Below are 14,141 nucleotides of genomic sequence, written 5' to 3'. Positions count from 1 at the left end.
TGACTGCGCCGACCGTCCCGGTTCGGGACGGTCAGCCGTTCGCCGTGCGGCGCGACGGGTCGGCGTCGCGCAACGCCGCGCGGCGGATCGCCGCTGCCAGCGTGTCGGGCGCGCTGGGCTTGGGACATACCATCGCCTGCGGATAGCGCCGCCTGAGATCGGCATCGTCGGCATGGCCCGAATGGAAGATCAGCGGCACGCCGGCGGCATGCAGCCGGTCCGCCGCTTCGAAGACGTTGCCGTCGGCGAGCCGTACGTCGAGCACCGCCGCGGCGAAGGCGGCGTTATAGCGATCGACCGCCTCCTGCGCCTCGACCAGCGTCATGCACGGACCCTCTACCGAGAAACCCGCCGCCTCGATCGTCGCCTGTACGTCCAGCGCGATGAACAGCTCGTCCTCGACGAGCAGGACCGGGTCAGTCACGCAGCAGTACGGCGGTCGGGAGCCGTATTTCCAGGCGGAAGACCCCGTCGCCAACCACATTGTGCATCGTGCCGCGCAATTGCCGCACGCTGGTTTCGACCAGCACCGAACCGAAACCACGCTTGCCGGATGCCGGCTGCTGCGTCCCGTCCGCTTCCTCGGTCCATGTCAGTTCAATTCCCCCGTCCCCGGCCTGCCACCGGACGCGCAGCCCGCGCTTCCCGTTACTGCCCAGCGCCCCGTATTTCACGGAATTGGTCGCCCATTCGTGAAGAACGAGCGCCAGCGGCGAAAGACAATTCCGATTTAGTGCAACGACCGGACCATCGATTTCGATCCGTGCGTGATCGCGATACGGCGCGAGCGTAGTTTCGACGATATCGTCCAGCCCGACCGCCTGCGGCTGTCCGGCCGGCGAAGCGAGCGAATGCGCCGCCCAGAGTGCGGCAATACGGCGGCGGATATCGTCGGCAAAACCCGGCACGTCGCCATGACTGCGCGAGGCGATGGTGATCATGCCCGCGATCACCGCGAACAGGTTCTTCACCCGGTGGTTCATCTCGCGCAGCATCAGTTCGCGCGTTTCGGCGACGGCATATTCGGGCGTCACGTCGATCGACACCCCGACCAGCCGCTTGGGCGTGCTACCCGCGACGATCCGCCCGAAACCCTTGATCCAGCGGGTTTGATCATCGGGCGCATGGACGCGGAAGGTCGCCTCGAAATCGCCGCTGCGTTCGACCGCGCGGCGCAGTGCCGCCTCGACATTGGTGCGGTCCGCCGCGTCGATCCGGTCGAGCAGTGCGGCGATATCGTCGCCGTCCTGCGTGTTCAGCGAGAAGAGTTCGCGTTCGACCGGATCGAGCACCAGTTCGCCGGTTTCGGGCGCATATTCCCAGACGCCGATGCCCGCCGCCTTGATCGCGATATCGAGCCGCTCGCGCTCGGCGGCGAGTTGCCGTTCGAGCGCGAGCGCATCGGTAATGTCGGTGAGCACCAGCGTCGCGCCATCGACGTCGCCGCTCTGCTTGCGATAGGGCAAGGCGCGCATCGAAAAGATACGCTGGCCGTCGAGCGTGCGGACCCGCCGTTGGCGGGGGGCGGCGCCACCCACCACTGCACGGGCATCTTCGAGGTGATCGGCGCCCTGCAACCGGCTGGCGACATCGGTCAGCGGACGGCCGCGATCGGTGGGCTTGAGCGGGAAGATCGACGTCGCCGCATCGGTATAGCTGCGGACCTTCATGTCGGCGTCGAGCACGACGACAGCCAGTTCGGTCGATTCGTAGAAATTGCGAAGATCGGAATTGGCGACGGTCAGCTGGTCGACCTTGCTCTTCAACTCGTCATTGACGGTCGACAGTTCCTCGTTGGTCGATTGAAGCTCCTCGTTCATCGACATCATTTCTTCGTTGGAGCTCTTCAACTCCTCGTTCGCGGTCTCCAGTTCCTCGATCGCCGAACGCAGACGGTGGCGGGTCAGGCGCAGATCGTCCTCGAGCGCCTCCATATGATCGTGCCCGGCCTCGAGATCGCGCATCTCGTCGTTATCGGCGGGACGAAACGGGCCGGTTTCGCGGAACACGAACAACAATGTGCCGTCACCCAGCGGGTCGCAGATCACCTCGACCGGCTGGTTGCCATAATCGGTCTGGACGGTCACGTCGCGCGCGATCGTCCGCCGCCGTTCGTCGCGCGCCTGTCGCAGCAGGGGGCCGATCACGGTGCGAAGCCCCGGGCGCGCCAGATTGACCGCACTGCTCCCGCCCGTCCGCGTCACCGGAAATTCGAAATAGCGGCTGAGCTTGCCATAGGCCGAGATGATTCCACCATCCTGATCGACGATCAGGCTGGGCGGCGCATAGCGTTCGACCATCCGCCGGACGGCCGTCCCCTCACTCGCCAACGACCGGCTGTCGGCGCGTTCGCCGCGATCGCGCCGGACGACCGGTGGATGGGCGTTGGCCGGCAGGTCGATCGGATAGCTGGTCGCACCTGCCGTGCGGACGAACAGCCGCGCCGGTTGATCGACCGGCTGGAACAGATGTTCGAACCGGCCGACGCTTTCCGACGGCCCGAGAAACAGATAGCCGCCCTCGCGCAGTGCGAAGTGGAACAGCGGCACCACCGATTGCTGCAACCGGTCGTCGAAATAGATCAGCAGGTTGCGACACGACACCAGGTCGATGCGCGAGAAGGGCGGATCCTTGACCACGCTGTGGCTGGAAAAGCGGATCATGTCGCGGATCGTCGACGTCATCGAGAACCGGTCGGTATGGGGAACCGTATAGCGTTCGCGCAGCGCCGGTGGCAGATCGACCAGTGCGGAGGTCGGATAGCTGCCTTCGCGTGCGATCGCGAGCATCTGTTCGTCGATATCGGTCGCGAAGATCTGCACCGCCGGCGGCTGGCCGGTCTTGCGTGCCGCCTCGGCGAACAACATCGCGATGGTGTAGGCCTCTTCGCCGCTCGAGCATCCCGGTACCCAGACGCGCAGGTCTTCGTCGGGCGGTCGCTGCGACATCAGCGGTTCGATGACGCGGACGCGCAACTGCTCGAATGCTTCGGGATCGCGAAAGAAGCGCGTGACGTTGATAAGCAGGTCGCGGAACAGCGCCTCGCACTCGCCGGCATCGCCACGCACCCGCGACAGATAGGCGCGGCCGGTATCGATGCCGAGCACATGCATGCGCCGTTCGACCCGGCGGACGAAGGTCGATCGCTTATAGCCCGAAAAATCGTGGCCGATCGTCGATCGCAGAACCCGGCACAGTTCGTCAACATGGTCGGCGACGACATCGGCCTCATGCTCGTTCGGATCGCTGCGACGTCGTTCGAAAAAGCTTTGCAGGCATTCGAGGATTTCGCCTGGCGGCCGGACGAAATCGGTCATGCCGGTGCCGACCGCCGACAGCGGCATCCCGTCATAGCGCGCGCTTTCGGGCTGTTGCGCGACGCAGACCCCGCCATTCTCCTTGATCGCGCGTAGCCCGGTCGTGCCATCAGCGCCGGTGCCCGACAGGATGACGCAGGCTGCGTTCGATTGCTGATCGCTGGCCAGCGACAGGAAAAAGTCGTCGATCGGCCGGCGCAGCCCGCGCGGCTGCTGGAACTCGGTCAGCTCCAATACGCCGTCGCGCACCGCCAGCCCGCGCCCGGGCGGGATGATATAGACGGTGTCCGCTTCGATCCGCTCACCGCCGGCACTTTGCAGCACCTGCAACGCCGTGTTGCGATCGAGCAGTTGCGCCAGCATGCTTTCGTGATTGGGGTCGAGATGCTGAACCACGACGAAGGCGAGGCCGGTCGGCAAGGTCGCCGGGGCCAGCATCTCGCGCAGCGCTTCCAGCCCGCCGGCCGAAGCCCCGATCCCGACGATCGGCACTGCGGCCGTCTGCGGCGCCGCCTTGCTGCGCGACGTCGTCACATCATGCACCGCGCGCGGACTCCAGATCGGACAACATCATCTTGGCCTGTGCCACGATCGCGGCGCTGTTGGCGATGGTCAGCAGCGTACCTTCGACGACGATCCCGGCTTCGCCCGCGATCGGCACCAGCTTGCCGAGCGTCGCGCGGAGCTGTTCGTCATATTCGGCCAGCATTTCGGGCTGGGAACGGCTGACGTCGAATTGCGATGCGAAGATGAAATCCGACCGACCGTCGATCGATCGCAGCCGGGACATGTAGAGCAGATTGACGAACGGTGTCCCGTCCTTGCGGAAGTTGACGATCGGGGTCCTGACGTTGGTCTGGTCGGATTGCGCCAGAAACTCGCGCAGCTTGGCACGCGGCTGCACGTTGGGCGCTTCGCGCTGCAACAGGCGACAATTGCGGCCCACCACGTCCTCGGCGGTATAACCGGTCAGCGCGGAGAACGGGGCGTTGACCATCAGCAGATGATTGTCGCCATGGGCAGACGCGAGTGCCAACGCGACGCGCGACTGTCGTAGATAGTCGACGAGCGACCCTGGCAGTTCCTGTTGCACGCGCGCTCCTTTTTTCGAATCAGCGAATTACGCGCAAATCCGCTACGATAACAACCCGTGCGGCAGCGCCGCAGCGATCACTTTTCCAGATTTCGGCGCGGCACACGTCCAACCTTTGGATGAGAATATGATCCGGATCATATTCGTGGTAGGAGCATTATATCGTCGAGCGGTCAGTGCGACATGTTGCACGGACCGCGCCCCAGTCCAGGACCCTGATCTTCCTAATGTCGGATATTCCCGTCTCGCTGGCGCCAGCCCCGCATGCCACGCCGGGGTTTCTCGCCGGTGGCGGCGAATGCGCCACGTTGATCGCTCGGCACGATTGGTCGCAGACGCCGCTCGGCCCGATCGACGATTGGCCGCAATGCCTGCGGACGACGCTCGCCATGGCGCTCCGCTCGCCGGTGCCGATCGTGCTGCTATGGGGTGTCGAGGGCGTTATGCTCTATAACGACGCCTATTCGGTGTTCGCCGATGCCCGGCACCCGCTTCTGCTCGGCTCGAACGTCCGCGAAGGATGGCCCGAGGTCGCGGCGTTCAACGATCATGTGATGCAGACGGTACTGGCCGGCGGGACGTTGCGATACCGCGATCAGGAACTGACGCTGGCGCGTAGCGGGCGCCCCGAACAGGTGTGGATGGATCTCGACTATTCGCCGGTACTCGACGAAGCAGGCGTGCCGGCGGGCGTGATCTGCATCCTTGCCGAGACGACCGAACGGTTCGCGAGCGTGCGCCACAGCCAGTTCCTGCTGTCGCTGTCCGACGCGCTGCGCCCGCTGGCGACACGGGCGGAGATCACCACCGTCGCGTCCGAACGCATCGCCGAATGGCTGGGCGCGTCGCGAGTATTCTACGCCGAGATCAGCAACGAAGGCATGATGGTCGTCGAACGCGACCATTGTCGCGGAGTGCCTTCCATCGCCGGCGTCCACTCCCTCGCCGCCTTTGGCCCCGGCCTGCTCACGGCCTATCGCAGCGGTCAACCGCTGGTATGCTGCGATATTCCCAACAACATGGACCTGAACGACGAAACCCGGGCGGGGCTGGCCGAACGCTGTGTCGCGGCGTTCGTCGACGTCCTGCTGTTCGATGAAACGGACAGGGTCGGGGTCCTTGCCGTGCAGTCGGCAACACCGCGGACATGGACGCAGGCCGAGGAAAACCTGATCCGCGAAGTCGGTGAACGCGTAAAGAGCGCGGTCGAACGCGCCCGCGCCGAAGAGGGGCTGCGCCGGCTGAACGAGACGCTGGAGGAGCAGGTCGCGATCCGGTCGGCCGAGCGCGACCGGTTGTGGAACCTGTCGCAGGACATGCTGGCGCGCGCCGATTATGCCGGCATGATGTCGGCGGTCAGCCCGGCATGGACGAAGATCCTGGGCTGGAGCGAAGCCGAGCTGCTGTCGCGCGGCTATGCCAGCTTCATGCACCCCGACGACGAGCCGCAGACGCTGGCGGCGATCGCCGGCATGGCGCAGACCCGCCAGCCGTGCCGGTTCGAAAATCGCATCGCCACCCGCGACGGCGACTGGAAACATATCGAGTGGACCGTCGCGCCCGAAGCGGACGGAATGAATTTCGTCGCGGTCGGCCGCGACTTGAGCGACGCCAAGGCGCGCGAAGCCGATCTGGAAGTCGCGCGCGATGCGCTGCGACAGAGCCAGAAGATGGAGGCGATGGGCAGCCTGACCGGCGGGGTCGCGCATGATTTCAACAATCTGCTGACGCCCATCATCGGTTCGCTCGACATGCTGGTGCGCAAGGGTGTCGGCACCGAGCGCGAACAGCGGCTGATCGGTGGCGCATTGCAATCGGCCGAGCGCGCCAAGACGCTGGTGCAGCGCCTGCTGGCCTTCGCCCGGCGGCAACCGCTGCAACCGACCGCCGTCGACGTCGCTCGGGTGATCGACAGCATGACCGGGCTGATCGGATCGACGCTGGGCCCGACGATCGCGATGCGCGTCGATTTTGCCGACCTGCCCCCGGCGCGCGCCGATCTGAACCAGCTCGAGATGGCGCTGCTGAACCTTGCCGTAAATGCGCGCGACGCAATGCCAGAGGGCGGCACGCTGACGATCACCGCGCGGCAGGAAAGCGTGCTGTCGACCCATATCGCCGGCATTCCACCGGGCGACTATGTCCGGCTGAGCGTCGGCGACAGCGGCTTTGGCATGGACGAGGAAACCCGCCGCCGCGCGATCGAGCCCTTCTTTTCGACCAAGGGCGTGGGCAAGGGCACGGGACTTGGCCTGTCGATGGTCCATGGGCTGACTGCGCAGCTTGGCGGCGGCCTGACGATCGACAGCACCCCTGGTCATGGTACGGTCGTCAGCCTGTGGCTGCCGGTCAGCCCGCTGACGATCTGCGACGCCGAACCCCTGCCCGACACGCTGGCGATGCCGGGGCGGATCGGCACCGTGCTGTTGATCGACGATGAGGAACTGGTCCGCATGAGCACCGCGCACATGTTGACCGATCTGCAATATCGCGTGGTCGAGGCGGTATCGGCCGAGGACGCGTTGCGCATGATGCGCGAGGGACTGACCCCCGACATCGTCGTCACCGACCATCTGATGCCCGGCATCAGCGGCGCGCAACTGGCGCGGATGCTCAAGTCGAGCCATCCGACGCTGCCGGTGCTGATCGTATCCGGCTATGCCGAAGAGGCGGGAATCGATTCCGACGTCCCGCGTTTGACCAAACCGTTCCGCAACGACGAGTTGCAGGCGAGCCTGTCGGCGCTTTCCGCAACCGGCGCCCCAACGCCGGAATTAATCCAAATCATTGAAATACCCTGATTTAAGCGGGACCAATTAGTCGCTCATCGGTTGGTGGAGGGACGGTCCGACGGGAATATCCGGTCGGAGCGCAGCGTGTGGTCCACACCACGCGCGACCCCCGACCTCAGGAGCAAAGCGACATGGCAATCCAGCAGGACATCCTCCGCGAACTATTCGTCACCGGGCTGACCAACGCGCATGCGGTCGAGAAACAGGCGCTGTCCATCATGACGCCGCAGGTCGAGCGGATCGTGAACTACCCCGAGGTCGCCGATCGGTTGCGCCTGCACATCGACGAGACCAACGAGCAGATCGCCCGGCTCGACGAATTGCTCGCCGGCTTCGACACCAGCGGGTCGACGCTCAAAGACCTCGGTCTGAGCCTGTCGGGCGGTATGGCGGCACTGGGCCATAGCGTTGCGGGCGACGAGATCGTCAAGAACAGCTTCGCCAACTATGCTTTCGAACATTTTGAAATCGCGGCCTATAAATCGCTGCTGACCATGGCCGAAGACGGCGGCTTCGCCTCTGCCACGCCATTGCTGCAACAGTCGCTGAGCGAGGAACAGGCGATGGCGCAGTGGATCGATGAATCGCTGCCGGTGGTCACCCGCCGCTATGCCATGCTGTACGCCGAACAGGGTTCGTCAGGCGCGAAGGTCTGAGCCACCGGGGTCGGACGGTAGCGGCCGGGTAAGGATATAGGCGGCACATGCCGTCATCAGCGCCGCTACCAACACGGCGAGCCCGATGCCCGGCCGAGCGCCGACGACGAACAGCACATATCCGAAGGCGATGCCGCCGCAAGCCATCGCCTTCGCCCGCCGACCGATCGCGCCGTCGTGGCGCCACGCGACGAGGGTCGGGCCGAACTGGGGATGGTGGAGCAGCCAGCGCTCCAGCCGTGGCGAACCGCGGGCGAAACAGGCAGCGGCAAGGATGATGAAGATCGTCGTTGGCATCACCGGCAACAGCGCACCGATCACCCCCAGCCCGACGAACAGCCCCCCGAGCGCGATCCAGCCCGCTCGCACCAATTGCATCCGGCGCGGCATCGGTCGTTGGGGAACGGGTGGCAACATCATCGACACCCTAACGCCTGCGGGACGTTCTCGATACCGGCGAAGCTGAACGGAAGATGGACTCGACCGTCCGTAGCGATGATTCGCGTCAGTCCGGCGACAGCGATCATGGTTTAAATCGATTAACACCTCCCCGAATTATCGTTTCGGGCGTGGATTGATCGGATGTGCCGAACGGTTCGTCGCCGATGAACGGCGCCCGCGTTGACAGTTCGCCGCGTCGAAGCGATGAGCCGTGCCGAGTTCAGCCGGTCCGGCGATCCGCGTGCGCAAGCAGCGGCAACGGACGGCGAGACGTGGGGGATCCCGACGGCCGCTCTATTTGTCCGCGTTTCTGCGGCCGATGGCGGGCACCCTCGCGCAATAGCAGTGAGTGGGAATGAATAAGCGCTGGTCCGTATTGGTTTTGTGGAGCCTGACCGCAGTGAGCGGCGTCGCGAGCGCCCATGTCGCGATGAGCACGGATTCCGAACCACAGATTGCCCCGCAATCGACGCCAGCACAGAGTTCCCCCGTCCCCGTTACCTTTGCCGCACCCGCCCCGGTGGTGCAGGCCCTTCCCGAAGCCGAACCGGCCCTGTCCGACAATGAAACCGCCAGCCTCGACAAGCGCGAAGTCGAATGCGTCGCCAAGGTCGTGGTGCATGAAGCCGGCAACCAGCCGCATCGTGGTCAGGTCGCTGTCGCACAGGTCATCCGCGCCCGCATGAACAGCGGTCGCTTCGCCGACAGCGCCTGCGGCGTGGTCAAGCAGCGCGGTCAGTTCTTCAACGTCGATGCCTACAACCCGCCCCGCAACAATGGCCGCTGGGACACCGCCGTCGACATCGCCAAGCGCACGCTGAGCGGCAAGGGCGAGGACGTGGCTCCGGGCGCGCTGTTCTTCCATTCGGCCGGTGCCTCGATGCCGAAGCGCACCCGCGTCACCCAGATCGCCGACCACACTTTCTATCGCTGAACCGCCGCCCGGCAGGTTCGCGTTCCGCAACGCCCGCGCTGAGCTAGGCTCGCGCGGGCGTTGCCGTTTGGGGCGGCGCCTATCGCGTGCTGCCATCCTCACCCGGTTGTTCGGTACCGAACCGTGCCGCCTGCGCGGCTTCCCAGCGCTCGCGGACCGCCGCACGCGGTCCATCGAACCCCAGCCTGGTCGTCAGCGCCACCCACGACGCGATCGGCGCGCGCAGCGGCTCGGTGACCGGCGACGGCGGCAGTTCGTCGAACCATGCGCCGATCGCATGGGCGTTGAACACAGCCAGGAACAGCGTCGCCGTCGCGATCGCGCCGGTCATCCAGCGCCATGGCCGCACGGTGTCGACCCGATCGGCCGGCACCAGCACCGGCGATCCGACCTCGGCGATCTCTCCCTGTTCGGCACCGGTGGTCATGCTGCGCTTTCCATCAGAACTGGTAATAGATGAACGGCGCGACCCCATCGGGTCGCATTGCGTCGACGATCAGGATCGACACGCCCAGCGCCAGTCCGACGATCGGCGCGGCATGCGCACGCACGCGCGTAGCGATGGCGGGCAGGATGCCGACGGGAACGGCGTGGATCGCCAGCCCTAGCGCGACCAATCCCAGCGACAGCGGCGTCACCAGCGTATTGCGCCAGTCACCGGCGAACAACTGACCGAGATAGGCGAACGCTTCCCCCTCCCCCTGTGCCCGGAAGAAGATCCAGCCGAGGACCACGACGTGGAAGGTTACGAGGATGCCCAACCAGCGCGGGGCCGCGCGCCAGCCGGCGGGGCGGTGGCGCGACCAGAAACGCTCGATCGCCAGCCAGCCACCATGCAGCGCGCCCCAGATCACGAAGCTCCAGCTCGCGCCATGCCACAGCCCGCCAAGCAGCATCGTCAGGAACAGGTTCAGATAGGTGCGCACCGCCCCCTTTCGGCTGCCACCCAGCGGAATGTAGAGATAGTCGCGCAGCCAGCTCGACAGGCTGATATGCCAGCGCCGCCAGAAATCCTGCAGCGACGCGGCGCGGTAAGGCTGATCGAAATTGCGCGGAAAGGTGTAGCCGAGCAGCGCCGCCAACCCGATCGCCATGTCCGAATAGGCGGAAAAGTCGCAGTAGATCTGGACCGCATAGCCATAGGCACCGATCAGCAGGTCGAAGCTGGAGCGACTGGCCGGATCGAAGAAGGCCGGATCGACCAGCGCACCGGCCAGTTGCGATGCGATCACCGCCTTCTTGAACAGACCCCATAGGATCAGCAGCAGCGCCGCGGCAGCGGTGCCGCGATCGATGCGCGGCACGCGGCGGAATTGCGGCAACAGGTCGGCGCCGCGCACGATCGGTCCGGCGACCAGATGCGGAAAGAACGACATCAGCAGCGTCAGGTCGAGCAGGCTGGCGGCGGGCAGGCGGCGGCGATGGACGTCGACGAGGTAGGAGATTGCCTGAAAGGTGAAGAAGGATACGCCGACCGGCAGTATGACCTGCAACAGCGGCAGGTCGCGGCCGAAGCCCAGCGGCTGCAACAGCGCCGAGAGCTGTTCGAGGAAGAAGCCGGCATATTTGAAATAGCCGAGCACGCCGAGGTTCGCGGCGACGCCGAGCGTCACCAGCGCCCGCCCGCGCCGGTCTTCGCTGCGCACGATCGCCGCCGCCAGCGCCCAGTTGACGAAGGCGGAGACGAACAGCAGCGCGACGAAGCGCGCGTCCCATGCGCCGTAGAAGAACCAGCTTGCCAGGAGCAGCGCGATCTTGCGCCATTCGTTCGATCGGCCGAGCGACCAGGTGATCGCATAGACGATCAGGAAGAACAGCCCGAAGCTGAGCGTAGGGAACAGCATTTAGCGGACCGTCGATACGGGAACGGTCGGTGCCAGCAGGCTGTTCATGGCAAGGTCGATATCGGCCTGAAGCAACCGGGCGATCTCCGCCCCGCCCGTACTGGTGAAGTGGACATGGTCGCCGCGCATGCGCGGGGTCGCCCCCTGCGTCCATCCATCGGCGACGCAGCGCCCGCCCATCGCCTGCGCCCAGTCCCAATAGGCGATGCCGAACGCCCGCGCCTGTCGCCGCTGGATCGCCTGCACCGATGCCAGTGCCGCCGTCGGTCGCCACAGCGCAGAGGAGGCGCACGGCAGGCTGGTGCCGCTCTCGCCGATCTGGAGGCTGGGAGTACGTGTTGCGGAGTCGGGCGCGCCGAACAAAAGCATCGGCACGCCCGGAGCCAGCCGCCGCAGCCGGGTCAGATCAGCGCGCAGCGTCGCCTCATATGCCGCCGCCGAAAAGCCGGGGCGGAAGGCTTCGTTGGTGCCGAACGCGACGACGATCAGGTCGGGGCGATAGGCGGCTAGCTCGGTCGCGACGACGCGATCGTCGGTTCGGTCGAAATGGGTGAACTGTGCGCCGACCGTGCCGAGGTTCGACAGGATCACGCCACCGCCGAGACTGCGTTCGGTGCTCCACGACGTCAGCGTCACCGGACCGCGTACGACCGTGGCCGAGGCGATCGCCGCTTCGCCGCCGGCATCGAGCGTGCGACAGCGGCTGCCGGTCTCCAGCGCGGCAAGCGGCCATTCGACCACCGCCGCGCCGATGCTCAACTGCACGGTCCCCGCCCCCGGCCCGGTCAGGGCGCAGACGGTCAGCCGATCGAAGGTCCGCCCGCCATCGGCGCTGAGCGTCACCGCCGCGCCGGGAGTGTAGCTGGTGAGGCTATAGGCGCTTAGCCCCATGCGTACGCCGCCGGTCGGTTGATAGGCCGATCCGAAGATGCCGTTGACGCGCCACCCCGCCGATTGCGTCGCGGTGATATCGCGCGTCAGGTAACCGGCATAAGGCCTTCCGGGGGCAAGCGTTCCCCGCCCCGCCCGGCCGTAGCGCGCCTGCAACTGCGTCCGCCAGCTACCGGTGATCTGGTCGCCGGCGGTGTGGCTGTCGCCGATCTGGACGATGCGGACCGGCGCCGGGCTGCTGCGGGCGGTCGCCAGCTTTTCGAGGAAGGGTCGGATGCGATCGGCGTCGCACAGCGCGCCATAACAGGTCGATGCCCCCGCCTGCGCCAGCGCGATCGCCATCAGCGCCGACATCAGCGTGTCCCTCCGCCCGGTGCCGGTCGCCCCGCCGCCTGGCGGGCACGATCGGCATAGCGTCGCAGATCGGCGGCCACGCCGTTGGTCAGCCGCTGATAGCCGACCCCGATCATGTGCAACCCGTCGCCGGTCCGCAGCAGCACCGGCTTGCCCGTCTTCAGATCAGGCAGATAGGCATTATACTTGCCCTCCGCATCGAGCGTCAGCGGCCGGGAGTCGACGAACGGTACGCCGAGGCGGCGCATATGATCTTCGTAAAATGCGTCCATCGCCTGCATGTCGGCATCGAGTTGCGGGTCGCGCATCACCGGCAGGCCGACCCAATAGACGACCGCGCCGGTCGAGCGGACCGCCGCCACGAACTTGTCGATGCGCTCGCCAATCACCCGTTTCCAGCCGTCGCTCATCAACGGATGAAGATGGCCGTCGGCGAACACCGCCTGATTGTCATTGGCCCCGAAGCTGATCACGACGGCGTCGACCGGCTGCTGCCGCAACTGTTCGAGCGCCCGCTTCTCCAGATCGAGCGTGCGATAGCGCGTGAAACCAGTAGCTTCCTTGGCGAACTTCAGAACCTCGAACCCGTCGCTCCCCGGCAGTTGCCGATAGAGTGCGTCCCAGATGCCGTTGCCGAAGCTGTCGCCGAACACACCCACGCGCAACACGCCGTCGCGTCGCATCCGGTCGATCACGCGCGGGTCGAGCGGGCCGTCGACGGTTCGTGCGGTGGCAGGCGGCGACGGGGCCGGCGCGACCACGTCACTGCCGGTCGAGGAGGCGCCGGGGGCGACCGGCGGCGTCGGCGAAGCGGTCGGCATGGGCATGTCGGGCAGCGCGATATGTCCGCCCCCCGCAAAGGACAGCCCGACGACGAAGCCGGCGATCAGGCCGAGAACGAGGACCGCCATCCGGTCCCCGAGCCACCACAGCCTGGAATCGGTCGTGCGAGAGGCAGCAGTCACGTTCGACACTCGTTCAAATCGGGATTGGGGCGCGTCGCGCCACAGGGTCAGCACGTCCGCGTAACCGCTCGCACCTGTTCGGGCAAGCCGGACCAACGGCTGTCGAACCGGCAAATGCCCCGTGCCGTCCCTTGCAAGATCCGATCGCCGATGATCAGGTCAGCGCCCGGACCCTGCGCAAATTCCGGTCTTTCCGATTGCGGCACACCGCCGCCCGATACGGATCACCACCGCGTCGGCCCGGCAGCAATCGATTTGGCCCGTCCGGTGACAGCCTCGCGCAAAACCCTACGATCGTTTCACAATTTCCGTATATTATGCCCGAGTTCGACAAACGCGGGGTTGATCGGTCGGCGGTAGGATGCAGCGGCGGAGGGTTGCTGCATGGGTTATCGGGCGATGATATTTTGGTCGTGCGGGAGGGCATCGCGCGCGTGTCGGCATGCGGCCACGCGCCTGGCCGAAGATCGGCGCGGTCTTGCCGTGGTCGAAATGGCGCTGACCTTGCCGATCCTGCTGATGTTCCTGTTCGGCATATTGAGCGGCGGCTGTTGGCTGGCCATCGCGCATGAGGTGCAGGAAAGTGCCAATGAAGGCGCGCGCGCCGCGCTGGCGGGACTCAACGCGCCGGAACGCGCGGCATTGGCGAGCGATGCGGCGCGAACGGTGCTGGCCGGCACGTACGGCATATCGCAGACCGATATCGGGATGCAGGTCGAGGACGACGGACAGCGACTGACGCTGAACGTCACCTATGACGGATCGGCCAACCCGCTGATGAACCTCCCGATCCTGCCCGCGAGCAGTACGACGATCCGGCGACAGGCCAGCGTCGTGCTGAACGGACTGTGATC

The 14,141-nt window shown here is 66.0% G+C and carries 12 protein-coding genes; 4 read left to right on the top strand and 8 right to left on the bottom strand.

What is annotated here, in order from left to right:
- Positions 1-31: 31 nt before the first annotated feature.
- Genes ACZ1JS_RS03725 through ACZ1JS_RS03715 form a run of 3 tightly spaced genes read right to left on the bottom strand, consistent with a single transcriptional unit; the run spans position 32 to position 4,410 of the window.
- The gene (locus tag ACZ1JS_RS03725) at positions 32-424 is read right to left on the bottom strand and encodes a response regulator (RefSeq protein WP_465167770.1); all 393 of its coding nucleotides are present in this window, start codon (positions 422-424) and stop codon (positions 32-34) included.
- Complete coding sequence (locus ACZ1JS_RS03720) at positions 417-3,860, bottom strand: CheR family methyltransferase (protein ID WP_465167769.1); 3,444 nt, start codon at positions 3,858-3,860, stop codon at positions 417-419. Before ACZ1JS_RS03720 ends, ACZ1JS_RS03725 begins: the two co-directional genes overlap by 8 nt.
- On the bottom strand, positions 3,853-4,410 hold the full coding sequence (locus ACZ1JS_RS03715; protein ID WP_465167768.1) for a PAS domain-containing protein: 558 nt from the start codon (positions 4,408-4,410) through the stop codon (positions 3,853-3,855). The genes ACZ1JS_RS03720 and ACZ1JS_RS03715 overlap by 8 nt, the downstream gene beginning before the upstream one ends.
- Positions 4,411-4,637: 227 nt before the next feature.
- On the opposite strand from ACZ1JS_RS03715, the gene ACZ1JS_RS03710 reads away from it, so the two are divergent.
- Both ACZ1JS_RS03710 and ACZ1JS_RS03705 read left to right on the top strand, forming a co-directional pair.
- Positions 4,638-7,211 carry an ATP-binding protein gene (locus ACZ1JS_RS03710; protein ID WP_465167767.1) on the top strand — a complete coding sequence of 858 codons (2,574 nt, stop codon included), beginning with the start codon at positions 4,638-4,640 and terminating at the stop codon, positions 7,209-7,211.
- Between the two features lie 122 nt (positions 7,212-7,333).
- Entirely contained in the window at positions 7,334-7,858 is a 525-nt protein-coding gene (locus tag ACZ1JS_RS03705) for a ferritin-like domain-containing protein (protein ID WP_465167766.1), read from the top strand.
- On the opposite strand, the gene ACZ1JS_RS03700 is transcribed toward ACZ1JS_RS03705, so the two are convergent.
- Complete coding sequence (locus ACZ1JS_RS03700) at positions 7,841-8,236, bottom strand: YbaN family protein (protein WP_465167765.1); 396 nt, start codon at positions 8,234-8,236, stop codon at positions 7,841-7,843. The genes ACZ1JS_RS03705 and ACZ1JS_RS03700 overlap by 18 nt on opposite strands.
- Before the next feature lie 418 nt (positions 8,237-8,654).
- Between ACZ1JS_RS03700 and ACZ1JS_RS03695 the strand changes: the two genes are divergently transcribed.
- Positions 8,655-9,233: a cell wall hydrolase gene (locus ACZ1JS_RS03695; protein ID WP_465167764.1), complete on the top strand. Its 579-nt coding sequence runs from the start codon at positions 8,655-8,657 to the stop codon at positions 9,231-9,233.
- Between the two features lie 79 nt (positions 9,234-9,312).
- On the opposite strand, the gene ACZ1JS_RS03690 is transcribed toward ACZ1JS_RS03695, so the two are convergent.
- The 4 genes from ACZ1JS_RS03690 to ACZ1JS_RS03675 are packed head-to-tail and all read right to left on the bottom strand — an operon-like array spanning position 9,313 to position 13,233.
- The gene (locus tag ACZ1JS_RS03690; protein WP_465167763.1) at positions 9,313-9,660 is read right to left on the bottom strand and encodes a hypothetical protein; all 348 of its coding nucleotides are present in this window, start codon (positions 9,658-9,660) and stop codon (positions 9,313-9,315) included.
- A gap of 13 nt (positions 9,661-9,673) precedes the next feature.
- On the bottom strand, positions 9,674-11,077 hold the full coding sequence (locus tag ACZ1JS_RS03685) for an MBOAT family O-acyltransferase (RefSeq protein WP_465167762.1): 1,404 nt from the start codon (positions 11,075-11,077) through the stop codon (positions 9,674-9,676).
- Complete coding sequence (locus tag ACZ1JS_RS03680) at positions 11,078-12,322, bottom strand: GDSL-type esterase/lipase family protein (RefSeq protein ID WP_465167761.1); 1,245 nt, start codon at positions 12,320-12,322, stop codon at positions 11,078-11,080.
- The gene (locus ACZ1JS_RS03675; protein WP_465167760.1) at positions 12,322-13,233 is read right to left on the bottom strand and encodes an SGNH/GDSL hydrolase family protein; all 912 of its coding nucleotides are present in this window, start codon (positions 13,231-13,233) and stop codon (positions 12,322-12,324) included. Before ACZ1JS_RS03675 ends, ACZ1JS_RS03680 begins: the two co-directional genes overlap by 1 nt.
- A gap of 438 nt (positions 13,234-13,671) precedes the next feature.
- On the opposite strand from ACZ1JS_RS03675, the gene ACZ1JS_RS03670 reads away from it, so the two are divergent.
- Positions 13,672-14,139 carry a TadE/TadG family type IV pilus assembly protein gene (locus ACZ1JS_RS03670; RefSeq protein WP_465167759.1) on the top strand — a complete coding sequence of 156 codons (468 nt, stop codon included), beginning with the start codon at positions 13,672-13,674 and terminating at the stop codon, positions 14,137-14,139.
- Positions 14,140-14,141 lie beyond the last annotated feature (2 nt).

The sequence above is a fragment of the Sphingomonas sp. BL-S-05 genome, assembly GCF_055521695.1.
This window is presented reverse-complemented; position numbering and strand designations above follow the sequence as displayed.

Excerpts from the sequence above, each read along its gene's own strand:
- ACZ1JS_RS03710 (WP_465167767.1), top strand. The coding sequence starts at position 4,638 with ATGTCGGATATTCCCGTCTCGCTGGCGCCAGCCCCGCATGCCACGCCG.
- ACZ1JS_RS03705 (WP_465167766.1), top strand. The coding sequence starts at position 7,334 with ATGGCAATCCAGCAGGACATCCTCCGCGAACTATTCGTCACCGGGCTG.
- ACZ1JS_RS03700 (WP_465167765.1), bottom strand. The coding sequence starts at position 8,236 with ATGCAATTGGTGCGAGCGGGCTGGATCGCGCTCGGGGGGCTGTTCGTC.
- ACZ1JS_RS03695 (WP_465167764.1), top strand. The coding sequence starts at position 8,655 with ATGAATAAGCGCTGGTCCGTATTGGTTTTGTGGAGCCTGACCGCAGTG.
- ACZ1JS_RS03690 (WP_465167763.1), bottom strand. The coding sequence starts at position 9,660 with ATGACCACCGGTGCCGAACAGGGAGAGATCGCCGAGGTCGGATCGCCG.
- ACZ1JS_RS03685 (WP_465167762.1), bottom strand. The coding sequence starts at position 11,077 with ATGCTGTTCCCTACGCTCAGCTTCGGGCTGTTCTTCCTGATCGTCTAT.
- ACZ1JS_RS03680 (WP_465167761.1), bottom strand. The coding sequence starts at position 12,322 with ATGTCGGCGCTGATGGCGATCGCGCTGGCGCAGGCGGGGGCATCGACC.
- ACZ1JS_RS03675 (WP_465167760.1), bottom strand. The coding sequence starts at position 13,233 with ATGGCGGTCCTCGTTCTCGGCCTGATCGCCGGCTTCGTCGTCGGGCTG.
- ACZ1JS_RS03670 (WP_465167759.1), top strand. The coding sequence starts at position 13,672 with ATGGGTTATCGGGCGATGATATTTTGGTCGTGCGGGAGGGCATCGCGC.